Origin of the sequence: Streptomyces sp. NPDC001194, from assembly GCF_042896985.1 — a bacterium.
Taxonomy (GTDB): domain Bacteria; phylum Actinomycetota; class Actinomycetes; order Streptomycetales; family Streptomycetaceae; genus Streptomyces.
On sequence record NZ_JBIAXU010000005.1, the window covers coordinates 375,433 to 395,641 of the forward strand.

Here is a 20,209-nt window from a genome sequence, read left to right on the forward strand (position 1 = left end):
CGTGCCGTCGCGCGGCCGGGCGGGGGTGCCCCGGTGACGGGGATCTTCACCGGGGCACCCCCTCCTTCCGTGCGACGGGCGCCGCTACGGGGCGGGCTGCTGCTGGGTGACGCAGTGGATGCCGCCGCCGCCCGCGCCGAGGCTGTCGATGTTGAGCTGCTCTACCGTGCGGCCCGGGAAGAGGCGTTGGAGGGTGGACTTGGCGCCGGCGTCGGCTCGGGAATCGCCGAACTGGGGCGCTATGACCGCCCCGTTGCACACGTAGTAGTTGGCGTACGCGCCCACGAAGTTCGGGTCGGTGGAGCGGATGAGGTTGTAGTCGGGGCCCTGGAGCTTGGTGACCGAGATCGGGCCGCCCTGGGCACCGGTGGAGGTGGAGAGGATCTGGTACTGCTGGCGCGCATCGTTCGACCAGGGGTCGGTGTCGCTCGCCAGCGGCATCTGGACCAGCCCCTGGCCCGGGGCCAGGAAACGGGAGGTCGCGTCGACGTGGTCGTCGGTGATGTCACGGCCGAGGACGCCCTTGAACCAGATCACCTTGGAGGCGCCGAAGGCCCCGCACATCGCCGCCTCGATCTGTGACTGCGTCAGGCCGGGGTTGCGGTCCGGGTTGATGATGCTGCTGCGGGTGGCCATGAGGGTGCCCGCGCCGTCCGTCTCCACCGCGCCGCCCTCGCCGACGAAGGAGGCGGTGGTGAACGGGACCCCCACGTAGGCCGCGATCCGGCCGGCGACCAGGGAGTCCTTGGCGTGGGTCTGCTGGTTGCCCCAGCCGTTGAAGTTCAGGCCGACGGTGTCGAGTCCGCCCGCGCCGTTCGTACGGAACACCGGTCCGCTGTCGCGCATCCAGCAGTCGTCGACGGGGATCGAACCGATCACCGTGACGGCCGGTCCGCAGGCGCTCTTCGCCTTCGAGACGCTCGCCGAGTTGGCGCACATGACGACGGGCTCGTACTTGGCGATGGTCTTCGCGATGAGCGCGATGTTGGCCTGGACACCCGCCAGCTTCCGTCCCCAGATGGCCGAGCTGTCCGGCCACGCCATCCAGGTACGGGTGTGCCGGACCGTGTCGAGCGGGACCGCGAACCCGCCGGCGGCCGCCGCCGAGCGCGCCGAGGGGCGGGCCGCGGCGAAGGCCTCGCCGCCCGCCGCCGCCAGAGCGGCGCCCGCGGCCGCGAGGCCTGCCGCCGCCAGGAAGCCCCGCCGGTCCAGGGCCCGTCGCGGCGTTCCGCCGGCCGGGTCCCGGGGTGCAGCGTGATCGTTCATCACTCTTCTCCGATCAGCCAGGGTGGATCGCTCCACCGATTGGCCCGGAACGTATTACTGACCGAGCGCTCGGTCAATAATTTTGGACGCATCAACTTGCCAGTGAATGAAGGGAGTTGGCTTCTCTTGATCGTTCTTGCGGTGCCGTGGACGCGGGGTCGTTAGAGTGGCGCCGTGGCAGCAGAAGCAGCGGACGTAGCGGACGCAGCGGAAGAAGCGGAAACGGCGGAAACGGCGACACGGGCCGAGGGCGGCCGCCCGCCCGCTCCGGCCCGCACCCTCCGCACGTCCCGTACCTCCGCCAAGGGCGAGCAGACCCGCGCGCGGCTGATCGCCGCCGCCCGGACCCTGCTCGCCGGCGAGGGGTTCGCCCGCTTCAGCACCCGCAACGTCGCCGCGCTCTGCGGGATCTCGCACGGCATGTGCCACTACCACTTCAAAGACCGCACCGACCTGATCGTGGCCGTCGTGCAGGACATCGGGCCCGAGTGGATCGGTCCGATGGAGGCGGCGGTCGACCGCCCCGGTTCCTTCGCCGAGCGCGCCGAGCGGGTGATCGGACTGCTCACGCAGCCCGAGGGCCCGGACCTGTCACGCCTGCACTCCGCCCTCCACTGGTTCGCGTTGAACGACGACCGGGTCCGGGCCGCCGTGGATGCCGAGTACCTGCGCTGGCGGGAGTGCTTCGTCCGGCTGTTCCGGGTGCTGGCGGACGAGCACGACGGTGCCTTCGACCCCGTCCCGCCGGGAACGGCGCTGGCCGCCGCGTCCGACGGGCTCGCCGCCCTCCAGTCCCTGGACTCCCGGGTCGATCCCGAGGCGACCGTACGGGTCCTCGTCGAGGGCCTCACCGCGGCGGCGGTACGCCGGCCCTGACCCCGCGCGCCCCCTCAGAGGGCGCGCCGCGCCGCCGCGATGCCCTGCGGATCCCAGCCCGGCCGGGGGACCGATTCCAACAGCAGCCGGGTGTAGGGGTGTTCCGGCGCGGCGAGGACCTGCGCGGTCGGGCCCGCCTCGACGATCCGGCCGTGCCGCATGACGACGACGTCGTCGGTGACGCAGCGCACGACTCCCAGGTCGTGGGTGATGAACAGGTAGCCGATGCGGCTCTGTTCACGGATGTCGGCGAGCAGGTTGAGGATCTGGGCCTGTACGGACACGTCCAGCGCGGCCACCGCCTCGTCGAGCACCAGGACGGCCGGCTCCACCGCCAGCGCCCGGGCGATCGCCACGCGCTGGCGCTGCCCGCCCGACAGCTGCCGCGGCAGCGCGTCCGCCTCCCGGGCCCCCAGCCCCACCTGGTCGAGCAACTCGGCCACGCGCCGGCCGTGGTCGGCTCCGGGGAAGTGCAGCCGCAGGGTCTCGCGGAGCGCGCCGCCCACGGTCGTGCGCGGGTCCAGGGACAGGAACGGGTCCTGGAAGACCATCTGCACCTCCCGGGCCCGCGCCAGACGTCGTGCCCTGCCGCGCGCCCGATCGCCCCGGTCCCGCCCGTGGACGAGGATCCGGCCGCCGTCCGCGTGCTCCAGCCCCACGACGATCCGGGCGGTGGTCGTCTTCCCCGAGCCCGATTCGCCGACGATGCCGAGCGATCCGCCCTCGGCCAGCCGGAACGAGACGTCGTCCACCGCCTGGACGGGCCCGTAGGCCCGGCGCAGGCCGACGGCCTCCAGCACGGTCTTCCTCATCGGTGGCTCTCCTTTCGGGCGGGGGACCGGCCCTGTTCGCCCGGCGCGCAGCGGACCTGGTCACTGTGGTGGCAGGAGGCGAGGTGACCGGCCGTGCCCGCGCCGCCCGCCCCGCCCCCGTCGAGGGGCAGCAGAGCCGGCGCCTCCCGGCCGCACAGGTCGCTCGCGTACGCGCACCGCGCCGCGAACGGGCACCCCGTCACCTCCTCGCGCAGGCTCGGCGGGCGGCCCTCGATCGCGGCGAGCCGGCCGCGCGGCGAGTCCAGCCGCGGGGTCGAATCGAGGAGCGCCGCCGTGTACGGGTGGCGCGGCCGCGCGAACAGCTCCTCGGCGGGGCCCGTTTCGACGATCCGGCCCGCGTACATCACGTACACCCGGTCGCTGATGGCCGCGGCGAGCCCGAGGTCGTGCGTGACGAAGAGCAGCCCGGTGCCGAAGCTCTCGCGCAGCTCGCCCAGGAGCGCCACCACCTCCGCCTGCGTCGTCACGTCCAGGGCCGTGGTCGGCTCGTCGGCGAGGATCAGCGCGGGGTCGCCCATGAGCGCGGCCGCGATCATGACCCGTTGCAGCATGCCGCCGGAGAGCTGTCCCGGGTACTTCCGCAGTGCGGCCGCCGAGAGGCCGACGGCCTCCAGCATCCGCACCGCCCGCGCCTCGGCGGCGCCCTTCTTCATCCGGGCGTTCAGGCGCAGGCTCTCGGTGAGGAAGTCGCCGACGCGGCGCATCGGGTTGATGGCGGCCCGCGGGTCCTGGAAGATCATGGCCGCGGTGCTCGTGCGCAGGACCCGCAGCTGACCGGCGGTCATGGTGAGGACGTCGTCGCCGACGACCCGTACCGAGCCCCGGGCCCGCGCACCCGCCGGCAGCAGGCCGAGCACGCTGCGGGAGGTGAGGGTCTTGCCGGAGCCGGACTCGCCGACCAGGGCCACCGTCTCCCGGGCGGCGACGGTGAGGTCGACCCCGTCGAGGACGGGCCTGGCACTGTCCGGCAGCCGCAGTCGCAGCCCCCGGACGTCGAGGGCGTCCAGGGTGTCCGGTGCATCCGGGGTGTCCGGGTCGGAGACCGTGTCGAGGGTGTTCATCGGTCCCTCCCGGCGACCTTGTCGGCCTGGCGTTCGCCGACGACGTTGAAGGCGACCACGGTCAGGACGATGGCCGCGCACGGCACGATCGCCGAGAGCGGGTAGCCGGACTGGATGGCGGTCTTGCCGTCGAAGACCATGCGGCCCCAGTCGGACGTCAGGGCGGGTACGCCCAGGCCGAGGAAGGAGAGGCCGGCCAGGTCGATCAGGGCGTAGCCGAAGTTGATCGTGGACTGGGCGAGGACGACCGGGGCGACCCCGGGGACGACGTGGCGCAGGCAGATCTGGAGCCCGGAGTGGCCCTGGACCCGGTAGGCCTCCACGTACGGGCGCTCCCGCTCGGCCAGGACGAGGGAGCGGGTGAGCCGGCTGACGTACGGGAGGTACGCGATCGCCAGCGCGATGACCGGGGCCATCAGCCCCTCCCCGTAGACCGAGACGATCAGGATCGCCAGCAGCATGCCGGGGAAGGCGAAGACGAGCTCGGTGCTGCGCGACAGGACGGAGTCCAGCCAGCCGCCCCGCCAGGCGGCGGCCGTCCCGATCGCCACCCCGGCCAGGGTGGAGAAGACCACCACCCCGAGCGGGCCGAGCAGGGAGGTACGGGCGCCCAGGACCAGGCGGGACAGCGTGTCGCGTCCGGAGGCGTCGACCCCGAGGAGGTGTTCGGCGGACGGCCCGGCCAGGGCGTTGCCCAGGTCGACGGCGTTCGGATCGCAAGGGGCGATCCACGGGGCGAGTCCGGCGACGAGGACGACCAGGGCGACGAAGCCCAGGCAGAGCGCGGACAGGGGTGCGCGGGTGCTCCGGATCCGGGCGAGGCCGGGCCGGCGCAGCAGGGTGGTGGCGCTCATGCCGCCTGCTTCCGGGGGCCGAGGGCGACCCGGGGGTCGACCAGCGGGTGGAGGAGGTCGACGAGGAGGTTCACGGTCATGAACAGGGCGACCATGATGAGGGAGATGGCCTGCACCGTGGGGAAGTCCTTGGTGGTGGTGGACAGTTCGAGCAGCTGGCCGATGCCGCCCACGCTGAACGCGGACTCCACCAGCACGGTGGTCACCAGCAGGGTGGAGACGATCAGCCCGCCGGTGGTGAGCACGGTGCCCAGGGCGTTGCGGAACACGTGCCGGCGGACGACCAGGTGCGCGGCGACCCCGCGGCTGCGGGCGACGGTGACGTGCTCCTGGCCGAGGACTTCGACCATCGCGGCCCGGGTGACGCGGGCGAGCATCCCGATCAGGTAGAGCGCCAGCGCGACCGCGGGCAGCGTGAGGTGCCACAGCATCTGGCCGAGGCCCTCGCCCGTGCCCCCGGTGGGGAACCAGTGCAGTTTCACCGCGAACAGGCCCTGGAGCAGGACCGCCGCCACGAACGACGGGGTGCCGATCGCGAACGTGGTCGTGACGAGGATCGTCGAATCGGCGGCGCCGCCGCGCACCGCGCCGATCCAGCCCAGCAGCAGGCCGGCGGCCAGCACCAGGACGAGCGCCATGGAGATCAGCAGCAGGGTGCTGGGCAGCCGGTCCGCCAGCAGCCGGGACACGTCGGTGCGGTACGTGATCGAGCGCCCGAAGTCGCCCTGGACCACCTGGCCGAGCCAGCGCAGGTACTGCACCGCGAACGGCTCGTCCAGGTGGTACTGGGCGTTGATCGCCTGCAGCGCCTCCGGGGAGGCCGACCGCCCGGCGAGCAGGAAGCTCGCCGGATTGCCGGGCGCCAGGTACATGGCGCCGAAGATGACGAACGAGGCGCCGAACAGGGTGGCCGCCATCTCGGCCAGCCGCCGCATGGCGAATCTCAGGAAACTCATCGCGTGGCCGCCCCGACGTCGGCCGCCCACGGGGAGTACAGGTACGAGATGGTGGTGGGCGCCCCGGTGATCCTCTTGTTCAGGAAGACCGCCGTGGGCCATTCGGCCACGGGGATCCACAGGACCTCGTCGGCGGCCTTCTGCTGCAGCCGGGCGGCCGTCGCCGTCCGGCGGGCCGGGTCGTACTCCGCGCGGGCCTTCGCGACGAGGTCGTCGTAGGCCGGGTCGCTGTAGCCGGCGTAGTTCTGGAACGCCCCGGTCTGGAAGTTGCTCAGCAGGTCCATCGGGTCGGTGATGGAGTCGTAGTACGTCTCGGGGAACATGTCCAGCCCCTCGCGCGCCTGGGGGTCGGTGAACAGGGCGGTGAAGGCGTTCGGGGCGATGGTCTTCAGCCGGACGTCGAGCCCGATCCTGCTGCCGGCGGCCTGGACCGCGGTGGCCAGCAGCGACACGTCCTGGCCGATGGCGCTGGTGGCGATGGTCACCGTCTTGCCGGTGGCGCCGGCCTCCTTGATCAGCGCCTTGGCCTGTTCGATGTTCTGCTCGGGCGACGGCAGCCCGTCGAAGGCGACCTTGCGCACGTCTTCGGGGGCCGCGGCCCAGACGGCCTTGGTGGTGAGGGAGTTGGTGGCGGTGCCCGCGCCGCCCAGGCCCGCCTTGACGAACCCGCGGCGGTCCAGCGCCATGGACAGCGCCCTGCGCACGCGTACGTCGCCGAGCGCGCCCTTCATGCTGGTGACGTTGACGTTGACCGTGCTGAGTCCCTCGCCGAAGTAGAGGGTGCCCACCCCGCTCCTGCTCAGCCGGTCGTAGCTCTCGGTGGGGATCAGGTAGCCGCCGTCGGCCTCGCCGTTCAGCATCGCGTTGGTGCGGGCGGACGGGTCGGTCAGGAAGGTGAAGACCGCCTTCGCCGACTTCGCCTTGGTGCCCCAGTAGCCGTCGAAGCGCCGGAGCTCGATCGACTGGCCCTTGTTCCAGGTGCCCAGCTTGAAGGGGCCGGTGCAGTCCAGGCTGCCCGAGGTGCCGTAGTCCTTGCCCGCCTTCTCGACGCCGGCCTTGGAGGCGACGACTCCGGCGGCGGTCGCCATGTACTGGGGGAACTGCGAATCGGGCTGCTTCAGCTTGACCGTGACCTGGAGCGGACCCGTCTTGGTGATCGACTCGACGTTGGCGAAGTTGCTGTTCCAGGCCGACCCGCCCTCGGGGTCGGCCTGCCGGCCGAGGCTGAAGACCACGTCGTCGGCGGTCATCACACCGCCGTCGTGGAACGCGACGCCCGCGCGGAGGTCGTAGACCCAGGTGTTCGGGTCGGGGTTGGTGGCCTTCTCGGCCAGGCCCGGAGCCACGGTGAGCTGCGGCGTCCACCGCATCAGGGACTCGCAGACGTTGGAGACGATGGTGTTCTGCGGGTAGTCGAAGGCGGAGACGTAGTCGAGCGTGGGCGGTTCGGCGTACAGGGCCCAGGTGAAGGAGTCCAGCTCGCCGGCGGCGGCCGGGGTGCCCGCGGAGAGCTTGAACGCGGCGCTCCCGGGGGCCGGGCCGCCCTTGGGCGGGCCGGAGCAGGCGGCGACCAGGGAGACGGCGGCGAGGGCCGCGGCGGGGAGCGCGTACCGGCGTGCGGACCGTTGTGCGGACCGGTGTGCGGACCAGTGGGTTCCGGACGGGGGGAGGGATCTCGGCATCGATGCTCTCTCTTCCTTGCTCGACGCTCAGCGGGAGGTGGCGACGGGCACCGGGGACGGCACCTGCTGGGTGATGCAGTGGACGCCGCCGCCCCCGTAGGCGATCACGCGGGAGCGGACGCCGACGACCTTGCGGCCGGGCAGCGCGGCCGCGATGACCGCGAGTGCCTCCTCGTCCTCGGGGACCCCCGCGACCGGGACGACGACCCCGCCGTTGGCGATGTAGAAGTTCAGGTAGCCGACCTCGGTCTCCCGGCCCGCGACCTCGACGAAGGCGCTCTGCGGCAGGTCGACGATCTCCAGGCGGCGGCCGGCGGCGTCGGTGGCCTCCTCCAGGACGGCGCGGTTGACCCGCATCCGCTCGTGGTCCGGGTGCTCGGGGTCGCTCGGCAGCTGGACGACCACCTTGCCGGGGGCGACGAACGCGCAGACCCCGTCCACGTGCCCGTCGGTCTCGGTGTCCAGCAGACCGCCGTACGGCAGCCAGATCACCTTGGTGACGCCGAGGCGGGCGATCAGCTCGGCCTCGATCTCCTCCTTGCTCATCCCCGGGTTGCGGTTGGGGTGCAGCAGGCACTGCTCGGTGGTGATCAGGGTGCCCTCGCCGTCGACGGTGATCGCGCCGCCCTCGAGGATCATCGGGGAGGCGACGCGCTCCACGCCGAGGTGTTCCAGCAGGGCGGCCGCTATCTTGTCGTCGGTGTCGTACGGGTGGTGCTTGCCGCCCCAGGCGTTGAAGCGGAAGTCCACCCCCGCACGCCGTCCGTCGGGCCCGAGCACGAAGATCGGCCCGGAGTCCCGGAACCAGGAATCGTCCAGCGGCAGTTCCACCACCGTGACGCCCTCCCCGCACCGCTCACGGGCCTCGGCGCCGGCGCCGGGCAGCGCCACCATGGTCACGGGCTCGAACTGCGCGATGGCGCCGGCGACCTGCGCGTACTCCGCCTTCACCTCGTCGAAGACCTCGCCCCACAGTTCCTGACGCGTCGGCCAGGCCATCAGGCAGCCCTCGTGCTCGGTCCACTCGGCCGGCATCCGGAAATCCGTCATGGTCGCTCCTGTGTGTGAAGGGAGGGGAGGGGCGTGTGCCCGCATCCTCCTCCGTACTGAAAATTCAGTCAATGCTTCTGGCCAAGTACTCGTCGATTCGGCCAGTCGTTTGCCCCGCGAGGGGTTCGCGGGCGCTGCGGTGCTGTGAGGCGCCGCAAGTTCATGTGTCTGACCAGCGGGTATGGTGCGCCGACGGGCCGGGAAAGAACCTGACTGTTCGATCAGGAAATGGCCCCATGTGACCGGCTCGGCGGGTAGAGTGACACCTCGTGTCAGACCGTCGAACGGAAATACTCAGGGCCGCCACGCGAGTGATCGCGCGCCGCGGCGTGCGCGGACTGCGCGTGGGAGAGCTCGCCGCCGAAGCGGGGGTGTCCACCTCGCTGATCTACTACCACTTCACCGATCGCGCCGGGATCCTGCGCCGGACCCTTGAGTTCATCAGCGACCGCGCCGACCGCTACACGGCGGAGCGCGATCCGGGCCAGGACTGGGTCGACCCGCGGACCGAGCTCTCGCAGGTGCTGCTCCTCGAACTCCAGGACACCCCGGAAGTCCGGGAGAACAGCACCGCCTGGGGAGAGCTCAGGGCCAGTGCCGTCTTCGACGCCGACCTGCGCGAGGACGTGGCCAGGGCCACGCACACCTGGGTGCACGAGATCGCCGACCTCCTCGGGCACGCCCGGCCCATGGGCACGGCCCCGGCGCACGCGGCCGCGGCCGAGCGGCTGACGGCCCTCCTCGAAGGCCTCAGCGTCCGCTGGCTCAGCGGCTCCCTGCCCCTGGAACACGCGCGCCGGCTGCTCATGGACGCCATCGAGGTGGAACTGGACCGCCGCTGAGCCGGAGGGGTTCGCGGCAGCCGGCTACAGGAAGTGGAGGCGGCCCGGCGAGACCGCACCGGCGGGCGCCGAGACGAGGGGCTCGCCGTCGAGTGAGACCGGGCCCGTGCCGGGGTGCACGTCGACCGTGCCGGTACGGGCGTTGCGCAGCATGTCGCCCGGCCCGATGCCCCGGGTCCCGCGGACCGCCACGCGGCGCCGGCGCGTGGGCATCTGATCGCCGTTCTGCACGGCGGCCTCCGCGACGAAGGCGACGGAGAGGTCGGCGGCGGTGGCCCCGTACGCTCCGAACTGCGGGCCGAGCAGCAGTGGTTCGCAGCGGTCGGTGGAGGTGTTCGGGTCGCCGGGGGCGCCCAGGGGGCCGTCGACCGGTCCGGCGAAACCGATGGCCACGCGCGCCCCGCCGATCGGCGCGAGCTCGACGAAGACGGTGGATCCGGAATCGAAGCGGACCGTGGAACCGGCAGGGACGGCGAGCCGCATCCCGTAAGCCGCAGCGCGGTCGAAGGCGAGGCGGGCGTTGGCCTCGAAGAAGTGGAAGTGCGAGGAGACGCTGATCGGCACCGTCGCGGTATTGCGCACCGGCAAGATCAGCAGCCGGTCCCGCTCGGTCGGTGTCAGTCGCATACCGCCTCGTTTCCGTGCGCGGAGGTCTTACGGGAGCGGCTCGTGCATCGTGGAGCAGTGGATTCCGCCGCCGCCCGCCATCAGCCGGTCGACGTCGATCTGGACGACCGCCCGCCCGGGGAAGGCCTCCGACAGGGCGCGCAGGGCGGCGGCGTCCTTCACCGCGTCCCCGAACTGGGCGGTGATGACCGCACCGTTGACGACGTGGAAGTTGAGGTAGGAGTCGACGAACTGGGAGTCCTTCGACCGGACCGTGTCGGGGCCCTCCACCCGGATCACCTTCAACTTCCGCCCCCGGGCGTCCGTGGCGCGGGAGAGGATCGAGAACTGCTCGCGGGCGTCCCGGGCCCAGACGTCGTCGCGGTCGGCGGGCGGGACCTGCACCATCACCACGCCTGGGCCGATGAAGCGGGAGGTCACGTCGATGTGGTCGTCCGTGATGTCCTTGCCCTTGATGCCGGGGACCCAGATCATCTTGTCCGCGCCGTACGCCCGCAGGACGGCGTCCTCGATCTCGGCCCTGCTCATGCCCCGGTTGCGGTTCTTGTTGACCAGGCTGCTCTCCGTGGCCATCACGGTGCCGTCGCCGTCGGTCTCGACGGCCCCGCCCTCGCCGACGAAGTCGGTCCGGGTGAAGGGCACGCGGAGGTCGTCCGCGACGAGCCGCGCGACGTCGGAGTCGTAGCTGTGGGTCTGCTTGTCGCCCCACCCGTTGAAGTTGAGGCCGAGGGCGTCGATCCCGCCGCGGCCGTCGCGGCGGAAGACCGGTGCGATGTCCCGCATCCAGAGGTCGTCGGTGGGGATCGAGTCGATGACGGTGACCCCGGGCCCGCACAGGGAGCGGGCCTTGGCGGCGGTGTAGGAGTCCGGGGCGCACAGGACCACCGGCTCGTAGCGGGCGACGGTCCGGGCGATCAGGGCGATGTCCTCCTGAACCCCGGCGAGGCGCCGGCCGCCCCAGATGGACGACCGCGAGGGCCAGGACATCCACGTACGCGCATGCGGTACGTCGTCCCGGTCCACCCATCGGCTGGGCATCGCGGCGCTCGCCCGCTGCGGGGCCGCCGCGATCGAGCCGAGGGCCACACCCGCGGCTCCGAGTCCCGCGGCGCCGAGGACGCGCCGGCGGGAGGGCTCGGCGGAGCCGAACAGGCGGCTGAGGAGGGAGCGGCTGTTGTCGTGGGAGGTGCTCATGGCCCGACTCTGTCATTGACTGAAAATTCAGTCAAGACGTGAGGTGAACAGAAGGCCCCTGCCCGGAGGCAGGGGCCCTGAGTGGTCGGCGGAGGCTCGGGGTGCTCGCGGAGGGCGGTCAGCCGCCCGGCTGCGCCAGGTGCCGCAGTTCGGCCGCGACGGCCGTGGTCATCAGCTCGCGGGCGTGCGCCAGGGGCAGGCTCCCGCTCAGCCAGCGCGAGCTCAGTCCCTCGACCAGGGCGGTCAGCCGCTCGGCGGCGCCGGCGAGCGCCGCGGCCCCCGCCATCGGCCGGACCCGGCCCAGCAGCTCGCCCACCTCCTGCACCCAGACCAGCGTGGCGCGGGCCAGGTCCTCGCGCAGGTCGGGATCGAAGACGGCCGTCGCCCGGAGCTCTCCCCAGGCCGTGCTGTTCTCCCGCACCTCGGGGCTGTCCTGGAATTCGAGGAGGAGGGTCTCCTCCAGCTCGCCCTGTGCGTCCAGCGGGGGAGCGTCCGGTTCCCGCTCGGTGGTGTACCGTCCCGCGCGGTCGTTGATGAACTCCAGGGTCGCGCGCAGGATCCCGGCGCGGTCCTTGAAGTGGTAGTAGATCAACGCCGTGGACACGCCCGCCTCGGCGGCGAGCTCCTCCACGCGCAGGCCGCGCACGCCGCGTCGGGCGATGACCCGCGCGGCCCCTTCCATGATTGCTGTTCGACGGTCCGCCACGCCGACACCCTACCTGGGCTCGCATGACGGCTACGACCCCATTCCTGACTGAAATTCCAGTCGGATAGGATCCGAGGCCGTTCGGGCGACCGCACAGCCGCCGATCCGCCCTCGTCGCCGGGAGAGCCGTCATGTCCACATCCCCACCACCCCCGGGTGCCACCCCGCACCAGCTCCCGGCGCCCGGCGCCGACGATCCGCGCGAGGTGGGCGGTTACCGGGTGGTCGCGCGACTCGGCGCCGGCGGGATGGGCCGCGTCTACCTCGCCTACACCCCGGGCGGCCGCCCGGTGGCGCTGAAGGTGGTCCGGCCCGAGCTCGCGGGCGATCCCGAGTTCCGCCGCAGGTTCGCCCGGGAGGTGGCCAGCGCGCAGCGCATCCACGGGCTCTACACCGCCCAGGTCGTCGACTCGGGAGCCGACGACCCCACCCCGTGGCTGGCCACCACGTACGTCCCCGGCCCCTCGCTGCAGCAGGCGGTGCACACGTACGGCCCGCTGCCCGAACGCACCGTGCTGCTGCTCATGGCCGGCATCGCCGAGGCGCTCCAGGAGATCCACCGGGCCGGCGTGGTCCACCGCGACCTGAAGCCCGCCAACGTCCTGATCGCCGCCGACGGACCGCGCGTCATCGACTTCGGCATCGCGCGGGCCGCGGACGCCGGCGCGCTGACCGGCACCGGACTGCGCGTGGGCACGCCCGCCTTCATGGCCCCCGAGCAGGCACTGGGCCGGCCGGCGGGCCCCGCCACGGACGTCTTCGCGCTGGGCGCGCTCGCCGCGTACGTGGCCGGGGGTGCGCCGCCCTTCGGCACGGGCCCCGAATCCACCGCCCTGTACCGGGTGGTGCACGAGGAGGCGGACCTGGGCGCGGTCCCGGCCGGACTGCGGCCGCTGCTGTGGCACTGCCTGGCCAAGGACCCGGCGGACCGGCCGGGCACCGCCCAGGTGATCGAGGCCGTACGCGGACACCGCGCGGTCGGCGGGGAGCTGCGCTTCACCGAGGACTGGCTGCCGCACCAGGTCACCACCGAGCTCCGCCGCCATGCCGACGCCGGCCTGCCCGCACCGCCGGCCACCGCCCTCGACGCGGCCCCCACCCTGAGCGCCCCGCGCGAACCGGCCCCGGCCGCGGCCCCGCAGCCCCCGGGCGCGGGGGAGGCGCGGCCGCGAGGCCGCAGACGGGCTCCGGCCCCGCGGCGCGGGCGGGGCCGTACGGCGGCGGTGGCCGCTGCCGCGCTGCTGCTCGGCGCCGCCGGGGCCTTCGCACTGCTCGACCCCTCCTTCGGGGGCGGCGGGGAGGAGGACCCGGACGATCCGGCCGAAGCCGTCGCCGGGGCGCCTGCCTCCACCCCCGCCCCCGCCCCCTCGGCCGTACCGACGCCCGCCCCGTCCGCCGGCGCGCCGGGGTACACCGCCGTCCACACCGGCACCGAACTCACCTCGCCGGACCAGGGCTACGAGTTCGACGTCAAGGCGGGCCGGGTCGTGCAGCAGGAGACCGCCTCCTGGTACGTCGGCCGGAGCGCCACCGAGTTCTACGTCCCCGAGAGCAGTGACGCGTACGTCCTGCCGGCCGGCCGGCAGGGGCTCGCCGACTGCCTCAAGGGCATCGACAGCCAGCCCGTCACGGCGCTGCCCTTCACCACGCTGCGCGCCGGCCGGGCCTTTTGCGTACGCGCCCAGGACGGCCGGGACGTCGGGATCGTGACCGTGCTCACGGCCACCCCCGGCGACGGTCCGGTGAAGGTCTCCGTGGACTACCACCGGCGCAACGGATGACCCGCTCGGCGGATTGACTGAATATTCAGTCAGTGTCACAGTGGAACCATGACCTCCCCTTCTTCCATGTCCCGTCGTTCCGCTCTGCGCGCCTTCGCCGGCATCGGCGGTGCGCTCGCCCTCGGGGCCGGTGCCTGCGCCCCGGCCGATTCCGGTGAGGCCGGAACCGATGCCTCTACGGCGCCGAGCCCGGGCACGATCACGGCGGCCGGGCGCAGGTTCCCCGCCGAGTGGGAGAGCCACGCGCGGACGTTCATGTCCTGGCCCGCGCTGGACCGGGTCTGGTACGAGCAGCTGCCGGCGGTACGGGAAGACATCGCGCGGGTGGCCCGCGCGGTCGCCGCGTACGAACCCGTCGTGATGCTCGCCCGGCCCGACCAGCAGGCGGCGGCCCAGAAGGCGTGCGGTTCCGAGGTCGAGGTGATCCCGGTGCCGGTGGACGACCTCTGGGCGCGGGACACCGTGCCGGTGTTCGTCGAGGAGCCCGGCAAGCTGCTCGGCATCGACTTCAACTTCAGCGGGTGGGGCAACAAGCAGGAGCACCGCAACGACGCCCAGGTCGGCCGGGTCCTGCTCGCCAAGTACGGGATCGAGCGGGTGCAGGCTCCGCTCGTCGCCGAGGGCGGCTCCTTCGAGACGGACGGCCAGGGAACCCTGCTGGTCACCGAGAGCTCGGTGGTCAACAAGAACCGCAACCCCGGCAAGAGCCGCGACCAGATCGAGGCGGAGCTCAAGAGCACCCTCGGCATCAAGAAGGTGATCTGGCTCGTCGGGGTGCGCGGCCAGGACATCACGGACGCCCACGTGGACAGCCTCGTCCGGTTCACCGCCCCGGGCGTCGTCCTCCTGGACCAGGCGTTCCCCGGCAGCCCGCCCGACGTGTGGTCGCGCGCGGCCGATCAGGCGCGGACCGTGTTCAAGGACGCGACCGACGCGCGCGGCAAGCGGCTGCAGGTCGTCGACCTGCCGCAGCCCGACCTCGACAAGATCACCGGCCGCGGGGACGCGTTCGTGTCCACGTACGCGAACTTCTACGTGGCCAACGGCGCCGTCTTCATGCCCAGGTTCGGGGACGCGAAGGCCGACGACCGGGCGAAGGGCATCCTCCAGGAGCAGTTCCCCACCCGGGAGATCGTGCCCGTGAAGATCGACACCATCGCCTCCGGCGGTGGCGGCATCCACTGCTCGACGCACGACCAGCCGGGCAAGCCCGCTGCCGAGTAGCCGCACGCCGGTAGCCGCCCGCCGGGGGCGTGCGGGGTGGTGCGGAGCGGGGCGGGCGCGCTTCCGCACGCCGGGGGCCGACCCCCTGACACGCCGGTCGGCGGCCGACAGAATCGGTCGCCCGCAGGCGCTTTTCGGCCTGCGCCGCACCATCACCACAGCAAGGGGGGATCACGCACGTGAAGTCCATCCTCAAGCGGCGGCTCGGCCACTGGGGGCGCGCGGCGGGGGTCGGCGCGGCCGGCGCCGCGCTGGCCCTGACCGCCGCCGCCCCGGCCGGGGCGGCCAATCCGCCCAAGACCAACAGCCTGACGCCCGCGTACGACAGCCCGTTCGCGCCGCAGGCGCTCATCGGCGGCATCTTCAGCGGAGTCACCGTGACCATGCGCTGCTGGCGGGACGGGGCGTGGGCGAACGGCACCAACCGCTGGTTCCTCGTCGAAGGGGCCGGATACAACCCGTACACCGGCCGCCTGAACTTCGTCCGCGGCTTCGTGTCGGCCAACAAGATCGTCAATCAGGTCCGGGTCGACCGCTGTCCCTGACCGGTACGCACCTCCGCTCCGGCCCGCCGTGCCTCGGTAGGCTGGAGCGGAGGGGCAATCCGGGATCCGTAAGGGAGTTACGGGAGGTACGGCAATGGCCGCGACCCGAGGCACCGCGTCCGCACCGACCCCGCCCGGGTCCGGGCCCGACCCCGGGCTCTACGGGCCCGCCTCCGTCACCTGGCAGTGCCACGGCGACCCGATCATGTGGATCGCCGGAATCCGCGCGCTCTACCTCCAGGCCCTGCACCCCCGGGCGGTCCGCGGGGTCATGGAGAACAGCGACTTCCGCTCCGACGCCTGGGGCCGGCTGCTGCGCACCGCCGACTTCGTCGGCACCATCACCTACGGCACCACCGAGGCCGCCGAGCGCGCCGGCGCCCGCGTCCGCCGGATCCACCGGAGCCTGTCCGCGACCGACCCCGCCACCGGGGAGCGGTTCCCGGTCGACGACCCCGAGCTGCTCCTGTGGGTGCACTGCGCGCAGATCGACAGCTTCCTGCACGTCCTGCGCCGCTCCGGGGTCCCCCTCACCGCAGCCCAGGCCGACCGCTACGTGGACGAGAACCGGGTCAACGCCCGCCTGGTGGGTCTCGACCCGGCCCGTGTCCCGGCCGGCACGACCGCCCTCGCCGCGTACTTCGAGGAGGTCCGCCCCGGGCTCGCCGCCGGACCCGACGCCCGCGCCGTGGTCGACTTCCTGCGGAGCCCGCCCACCCCTGCCCTCCTGATACCTGGCCGAAACCTGCTGTGGCGCCCGATCGCGGAACTGGCCTACGGTTCCCTCCCCGGCTACGCGCACCGGCTGTACGGGCGGGCGGCGCCGCCGGCACCCGTCATCACCCGTCGCCTGCGCCTCACCGGTACCCTGCTGCGCAGCATTCCCGCAGGTCTGCGGTGGCAGCTGCCTCCAGGTCACATCTTGAAAGCGATGCGCCGCATGGGCCCCGGGAGCCGCCCCTCGGCGTACACACTGCGTACACCAGCGGCCATACTGGACCGGCCGGGGAGGGCATAGGACGGAGCACGACAACGGGGGCGGCTTTAAGACATGGCGGAGTCCAGACTGATCCAGGGCCGTTACCGGTCACTCGATCTGATCGGGCGCGGCGGCATGGGCGAGGTGTGGCGCGCCCGGGACGAGTCGCTGGGCCGGCAGGTCGCGGTGAAATGCCTCAAACCCCTCGGGCCCGAGCAGGACAACCACTTCACCCAGGTCCTGCGCGAACGGTTCCGCCGCGAGGCGCGCGTCGCCGCCTCCCTCCAGCACCGCGGGGTCACCGTCGTCCACGACTTCGGCGACGACAGCGCCTCCGGCGGCCCCCTCTACCTCGTCATGGAACTCCTCGACGGCCGCAACCTCAGCCAGCTCCTCGACGACAACGAGACGCGCCCGCTCCCCGTGGACGTGGTCGTCGACACCGCCGAACAGCTCGCCGCCGCCCTCGGCTACACCCACGACCAGGGCGTCGTGCACCGCGATCTGAAACCGGCCAACATCATGCGGCTCACCGACGGCACGGTGAAGATCTGCGACTTCGGCATCGCCCGCCTCGCCCACGACATCGGCTTCACCGCCAAGCTCACCGGCGGCGCCATGGCCATGGGCACCCCGCACTACATGTCGCCCGAGCAGATCGCCGGCGGCGAGGTCGACCACCGCAGCGACCTCTACTCCCTCGGCTGCGTCCTGTACGAGATCGCCACCGGAGCCCCGCCCTTCGACCTCGGCGACTCCTGGTCGGTGCTGGTCGGCCACCGCGACAACGCGCCCGTACCGCTGCGCGAGCACCGACCCGAGCTGCCCGAGTACTTCGAGCAGGTGGTCCTGGACCTGCTGGCCAAGCGTCCCGAGGACCGCCCCGGCGACGCCCGCCACCTGCACCGGCGGCTCGTCGAGGCCCGCCTCGGCCCGGGCGGCCCGCCCGGCACCCGGACGCCCCTGCCCGCCTGGGCCGACGGCATGACCGCGGGCCGCAAAGCGGGCGCCCCGGCCCGCCCCGCGAGCGGCGCCTGGGCCGTGCTCACCGGCTCGTGGACCGCCGGCCGCCCCAGCGGCGAGCACCGGATCCTGCGCCCCGCGGCGGCCGAGGACCCGCGGCTCACCGCGCCCTACGGCGTGCCGTACGGGATCCCGGACGCGCCGGGCTCCGAAGGCGCCGGCCTCGACGGGGCCGGTCCCGGCGCGCTCGCCGCGGGTCACACCCGGGCGTTCGTCCTCAGCCGCGCCGGCCGGCCCGAAGAGGCGCTGGCCGTGTACGAAGCCGTCGCCGAGGGGCGCACCCGGGCGCTCGGCGCCGACCACCCCGACACCCTGGCCGCGCGCCAGGAGGCGGCGTACGAACTGAGCCGGCTCGGACGCCACGGCGAGGCCCACGACGTCTACCGCGCGGTGCTCGTCGCACGGGAGCGCACCACGGGCCCGCTCCACCCCGACACGCTGCGCTGCCGTCACAACCTCGCGTGTGAACTCGGGGCGCTGGGCCGGTTCGCGGACGCCCACCGCACCGCCGCCGAGGTCGCCGCCGACCGGGCGGCCGTCCTGGGCGCCGAGCACGCGGACACGCTGCTGACCCGGTACGAGGCCGCGTACGCGCTGGGCCGCCTGGACCGCTGGCAGGAGGCCCTCGAGGGGTTCCGCCACGTCGCCGCCGTACGGGAACGGGTGCTCGGCCGGGACCATCCGGACACCCTCGCCGCCCGCTACGAGGCCGGCATCGCCCTCGGCCGCACCGGCCACGCCGCCCAGGCCCTGGACCTGTTCCGGGGCCTGGTCCGCGACCGCACCCGCGCCTACGGCGCCTTCGACCCCGAGACGCTGCGCGCCCGGCACGTCCTCGGCGTCAACCTGGGCCGGCTGGAGCGCTGGGAGGAGGCGGTGGCCGAGGCCCGGCAGGTGGCCGCGGCCCGGGCCGCCGCGCTCGGCGCCGAACACCCCGACACCCTCGTCAGCCGGCGTGAACTCGCCGTCGGGCTGGGACGGCTGGGCCGCTGGGACGAGGCCCTGCCCGTCTACCGGGACCTCTCCGGCATCCGCGAACGCTCCCTCGGCGACGACCATCCGGACACGGTGGCGGCCCACGCCGACGAAGCACACTGTCTGGAGCGGCTCGGCCAGGTGTGTTACCAAGAGCCATGACGAGCTTCGGGCACGATGTATACGACGACGTGATCGTGGGCGGCGGGCACAACGGACTGGTCGCCGCCGCGTACCTGGCCCGGGCGGGCCGTTCGGTGCTGGTCCTGGAGCGCCTCGGGAACACCGGCGGCGCCGCGATCTCCACCCGCCCCTTCGTGGGGGTCGACGCCCGGCTCTCGCGCTATTCGTACCTCGTCTCACTGCTCCCGGCGAAGATCGTGCGCGATCTGGGGCTGGAGTTCGCCGTCCGCAAGCGCACGGTGTCCTCGTACACGCCGGTCGAGCGCGACGGGCGGGCCGGCGGGCTCCTCGTCGGCGGCGGAGAGTCCCGCACCCGGGAGTCGTTCGCACGGCTGACCGGCTCGGAGCGGGAGTACGAGAGCTGGCGGGCCTTCTACGGGCGGACCGGGCGGCTCGCCGAGAAGGTGTTCCCGACGCTGACCGAGCCGCTGCCCACGCGGGCGGAGCTGCGGGCCCGGATCGACGACGAGGCGGCGTGGCGGATGCTGTTCGAGGAGCCCCTCGGGCGGGCCGTCGAGGAGCACTTCGCCGACGACCTGGTGCGGGGCGTGGTGCTCACGGACGCCCTGATCGGCACCTTCGCGGACGCGCACGACGCCTCGCTCGTACAGAACCGCTGCTTCCTCTACCACGTCATCGGCGGAGGCACGGGGGACTGGGACGTTCCGGTCGGCGGGATGGGCGCGCTCACCGATGCGCTGGCCGCGGCCGCCCGGGCGGCCGGTGCCGAGATCGCGACCGGGCACGAGGTGCTCCGCATCGAGACGGACGGGCGGGCGCCGGCCGAGGTGACGTTCCGTACGGCGACGGGGGAGGGCCGGGTCGTCGGGCGGACGGTGCTCGTCAACGCCTCGCCGCGGGCCCTGGGCGAACTGCTGGGGGAGGCGGCGGCTCCGGAGCCGGCTCCCGAGGGGGCGCAGCTCAAGGTCAACATGCTGTTGCGCCGGCTGCCCCGGCTGCGGGACACCTCGGTGGATCCGCGCGAGGCCTTCGGCGGGACGTTCCACATCGCCGAGGGGTACGCGGAACTGGCCCGGGCCCATGCCGAAGCCGCCGCCGGGGAACTGCCGTCCGTACCGCCCTCGGAGATCTACTGCCACTCGCTGACCGATCCCACGATCCTCGGGCCGGAGCTCGTGGCGCAGGGCTACCAGACGCTGACCCTCTTCGGACTGCACACCCCGGCCCGGCTGTTCGAGAAGGACAACCACGGTGCGCGCGAGGTGCTGCTCACCGGCACGCTCGCGCAGCTGGACGCGCACCTCGCCGAGCCGATCACCGACTGCCTGGCCTTCGACGCGGACGGGCGGCCGTGCATCGAGGCGAAGACCCCGCTCGACCTGGAGCGCGAACTGCGGCTGCCCGGCGGGCACATCTTCCACCGGGACCTGTCGTGGCCGTACGCGCAGGACCAGGGCGCGGCGGGCCGCTGGGGCGTGGGGACCCCGTACGCCAACGTCCTGCTGTGCGGCGCGGGCGCCGTGCGCGGAGGCGGCGTCAGCGGGGTCCCCGGCCACAATGCGGCGATGGCCGTCCTGGGGCACTGACCTCG

At 73.2% G+C, this 20,209-nt stretch carries 17 protein-coding genes and 2 pseudogenes; 8 read left to right on the top strand and 11 right to left on the bottom strand.

Annotation, left to right across the window (positions count from 1 at the left end):
- Nucleotides 1-84: 84 nt before the first annotated feature.
- Entirely contained in the window at nucleotides 85-1,266 is a 1,182-nt protein-coding gene (locus tag ACFY1T_RS15425; protein ID WP_390788554.1) for an agmatine/peptidylarginine deiminase, read from the bottom strand.
- A gap of 174 nt (nucleotides 1,267-1,440) precedes the next feature.
- On the opposite strand from ACFY1T_RS15425, the gene ACFY1T_RS15430 reads away from it, so the two are divergent.
- Complete coding sequence (locus tag ACFY1T_RS15430; protein WP_390788555.1) at nucleotides 1,441-2,142, top strand: TetR/AcrR family transcriptional regulator; 702 nt, start codon at nucleotides 1,441-1,443, stop codon at nucleotides 2,140-2,142.
- Nucleotides 2,143-2,156: 14 nt separating this feature from the next.
- Here the strand turns inward: ACFY1T_RS15430 and ACFY1T_RS15435 are convergent, their stop codons facing one another.
- Genes ACFY1T_RS15435 through ACFY1T_RS15460 form a run of 6 tightly spaced genes read right to left on the bottom strand, consistent with a single transcriptional unit; the run spans nucleotide 2,157 to nucleotide 8,578 of the window.
- Entirely contained in the window at nucleotides 2,157-2,954 is a 798-nt protein-coding gene (locus tag ACFY1T_RS15435) for an ABC transporter ATP-binding protein (protein WP_390788556.1), read from the bottom strand.
- Nucleotides 2,951-4,036 carry an ABC transporter ATP-binding protein gene (locus tag ACFY1T_RS15440; RefSeq protein WP_390788557.1) on the bottom strand — a complete coding sequence of 362 codons (1,086 nt, stop codon included), beginning with the start codon at nucleotides 4,034-4,036 and terminating at the stop codon, nucleotides 2,951-2,953. The genes ACFY1T_RS15435 and ACFY1T_RS15440 overlap by 4 nt, the downstream gene beginning before the upstream one ends.
- Nucleotides 4,033-4,890: an ABC transporter permease gene (locus ACFY1T_RS15445; protein ID WP_390788558.1), complete on the bottom strand. Its 858-nt coding sequence runs from the start codon at nucleotides 4,888-4,890 to the stop codon at nucleotides 4,033-4,035. Before ACFY1T_RS15445 ends, ACFY1T_RS15440 begins: the two co-directional genes overlap by 4 nt.
- Nucleotides 4,887-5,846, bottom strand: a complete 960-nt coding sequence (locus tag ACFY1T_RS15450) for an ABC transporter permease (protein ID WP_390788559.1) — start codon at nucleotides 5,844-5,846, stop codon at nucleotides 4,887-4,889. The genes ACFY1T_RS15445 and ACFY1T_RS15450 overlap by 4 nt, the downstream gene beginning before the upstream one ends.
- The gene (locus tag ACFY1T_RS15455) at nucleotides 5,843-7,528 is read right to left on the bottom strand and encodes an ABC transporter substrate-binding protein (protein WP_390788560.1); all 1,686 of its coding nucleotides are present in this window, start codon (nucleotides 7,526-7,528) and stop codon (nucleotides 5,843-5,845) included. Before ACFY1T_RS15455 ends, ACFY1T_RS15450 begins: the two co-directional genes overlap by 4 nt.
- A 27-nt stretch (nucleotides 7,529-7,555) precedes the next feature.
- Nucleotides 7,556-8,578 (bottom strand): agmatine/peptidylarginine deiminase, encoded by a 1,023-nt coding sequence (locus ACFY1T_RS15460; protein WP_390788561.1) that lies wholly within the window; start codon nucleotides 8,576-8,578, stop codon nucleotides 7,556-7,558.
- 269 nt (nucleotides 8,579-8,847) lie between these two features.
- Between ACFY1T_RS15460 and ACFY1T_RS15465 the strand changes: the two genes are divergently transcribed.
- Nucleotides 8,848-9,420: a TetR/AcrR family transcriptional regulator gene (locus ACFY1T_RS15465; RefSeq protein WP_030865139.1), complete on the top strand. Its 573-nt coding sequence runs from the start codon at nucleotides 8,848-8,850 to the stop codon at nucleotides 9,418-9,420.
- A gap of 24 nt (nucleotides 9,421-9,444) precedes the next feature.
- Here the strand turns inward: ACFY1T_RS15465 and ACFY1T_RS15470 are convergent.
- The 4 genes and pseudogenes from ACFY1T_RS15470 to ACFY1T_RS15485 form a co-directional block, all read right to left on the bottom strand.
- Nucleotides 9,445-9,774 (bottom strand): annotated as a pseudogene (locus ACFY1T_RS15470) (urease subunit alpha); the annotation flags it as partial.
- Nucleotides 9,763-10,011 (bottom strand): annotated as a pseudogene (locus ACFY1T_RS15475) (urease subunit beta); the annotation flags it as partial. The pseudogenes ACFY1T_RS15475 and ACFY1T_RS15470, both read right to left, overlap by 12 nt.
- Before the next feature lie 63 nt (nucleotides 10,012-10,074).
- Nucleotides 10,075-11,241: an agmatine/peptidylarginine deiminase gene (locus ACFY1T_RS15480; RefSeq protein ID WP_390788562.1), complete on the bottom strand. Its 1,167-nt coding sequence runs from the start codon at nucleotides 11,239-11,241 to the stop codon at nucleotides 10,075-10,077.
- 118 nt (nucleotides 11,242-11,359) lie between these two features.
- Complete coding sequence (locus ACFY1T_RS15485) at nucleotides 11,360-11,923, bottom strand: TetR/AcrR family transcriptional regulator (protein WP_390788621.1); 564 nt, start codon at nucleotides 11,921-11,923, stop codon at nucleotides 11,360-11,362.
- Between the two features lie 155 nt (nucleotides 11,924-12,078).
- Between ACFY1T_RS15485 and ACFY1T_RS15490 the strand changes: the two genes are divergently transcribed.
- The 6 genes from ACFY1T_RS15490 (at nucleotide 12,079) to ACFY1T_RS15515 (ending at nucleotide 20,204) form a co-directional block, all read left to right on the top strand.
- A complete protein-coding gene (locus tag ACFY1T_RS15490) occupies nucleotides 12,079-13,728 on the top strand; it encodes a serine/threonine-protein kinase (protein WP_390788563.1) in 1,650 nt (549 codons plus the stop codon).
- Between the two features lie 48 nt (nucleotides 13,729-13,776).
- Nucleotides 13,777-14,952, top strand: a complete 1,176-nt coding sequence (locus ACFY1T_RS15495) for an agmatine deiminase family protein (protein WP_390788564.1) — start codon at nucleotides 13,777-13,779, stop codon at nucleotides 14,950-14,952.
- Nucleotides 14,953-15,131: 179 nt separating this feature from the next.
- Nucleotides 15,132-15,497, top strand: coding sequence for a hypothetical protein (locus tag ACFY1T_RS15500; RefSeq protein ID WP_390788565.1), 366 nt, complete (start codon nucleotides 15,132-15,134; stop codon nucleotides 15,495-15,497).
- A 94-nt stretch (nucleotides 15,498-15,591) separates the two neighbouring features.
- The gene (locus ACFY1T_RS15505; RefSeq protein ID WP_390788566.1) at nucleotides 15,592-16,515 is read left to right on the top strand and encodes an oxygenase MpaB family protein; all 924 of its coding nucleotides are present in this window, start codon (nucleotides 15,592-15,594) and stop codon (nucleotides 16,513-16,515) included.
- A 33-nt stretch (nucleotides 16,516-16,548) separates the two neighbouring features.
- Complete coding sequence (locus tag ACFY1T_RS15510; protein ID WP_390788567.1) at nucleotides 16,549-18,636, top strand: tetratricopeptide repeat protein; 2,088 nt, start codon at nucleotides 16,549-16,551, stop codon at nucleotides 18,634-18,636.
- Nucleotides 18,633-20,204 (top strand): phytoene desaturase family protein, encoded by a 1,572-nt coding sequence (locus tag ACFY1T_RS15515; protein ID WP_390788568.1) that lies wholly within the window; start codon nucleotides 18,633-18,635, stop codon nucleotides 20,202-20,204. Before ACFY1T_RS15510 ends, ACFY1T_RS15515 begins: the two co-directional genes overlap by 4 nt.
- Nucleotides 20,205-20,209: the final 5 nt, after the last annotated feature.

Excerpts from the sequence above, each read along its gene's own strand:
- ACFY1T_RS15515 (WP_390788568.1), top strand. The coding sequence starts at position 18,633 with ATGACGAGCTTCGGGCACGATGTATACGACGACGTGATCGTGGGCGGC.
- ACFY1T_RS15485 (WP_390788621.1), bottom strand. The coding sequence starts at position 11,923 with ATGGAAGGGGCCGCGCGGGTCATCGCCCGACGCGGCGTGCGCGGCCTG.
- ACFY1T_RS15455 (WP_390788560.1), bottom strand. The coding sequence starts at position 7,528 with ATGCCGAGATCCCTCCCCCCGTCCGGAACCCACTGGTCCGCACACCGG.
- ACFY1T_RS15450 (WP_390788559.1), bottom strand. The coding sequence starts at position 5,846 with ATGAGTTTCCTGAGATTCGCCATGCGGCGGCTGGCCGAGATGGCGGCC.
- ACFY1T_RS15445 (WP_390788558.1), bottom strand. The coding sequence starts at position 4,890 with ATGAGCGCCACCACCCTGCTGCGCCGGCCCGGCCTCGCCCGGATCCGG.
- ACFY1T_RS15435 (WP_390788556.1), bottom strand. The coding sequence starts at position 2,954 with ATGAGGAAGACCGTGCTGGAGGCCGTCGGCCTGCGCCGGGCCTACGGG.
- ACFY1T_RS15480 (WP_390788562.1), bottom strand. The coding sequence starts at position 11,241 with ATGAGCACCTCCCACGACAACAGCCGCTCCCTCCTCAGCCGCCTGTTC.
- ACFY1T_RS15495 (WP_390788564.1), top strand. The coding sequence starts at position 13,777 with ATGACCTCCCCTTCTTCCATGTCCCGTCGTTCCGCTCTGCGCGCCTTC.
- ACFY1T_RS15505 (WP_390788566.1), top strand. The coding sequence starts at position 15,592 with ATGGCCGCGACCCGAGGCACCGCGTCCGCACCGACCCCGCCCGGGTCC.
- ACFY1T_RS15490 (WP_390788563.1), top strand. The coding sequence starts at position 12,079 with ATGTCCACATCCCCACCACCCCCGGGTGCCACCCCGCACCAGCTCCCG.
- ACFY1T_RS15460 (WP_390788561.1), bottom strand. The coding sequence starts at position 8,578 with ATGACGGATTTCCGGATGCCGGCCGAGTGGACCGAGCACGAGGGCTGC.
- ACFY1T_RS15425 (WP_390788554.1), bottom strand. The coding sequence starts at position 1,266 with ATGAACGATCACGCTGCACCCCGGGACCCGGCCGGCGGAACGCCGCGA.
- ACFY1T_RS15440 (WP_390788557.1), bottom strand. The coding sequence starts at position 4,036 with ATGAACACCCTCGACACGGTCTCCGACCCGGACACCCCGGATGCACCG.
- ACFY1T_RS15510 (WP_390788567.1), top strand. The coding sequence starts at position 16,549 with ATGGCGGAGTCCAGACTGATCCAGGGCCGTTACCGGTCACTCGATCTG.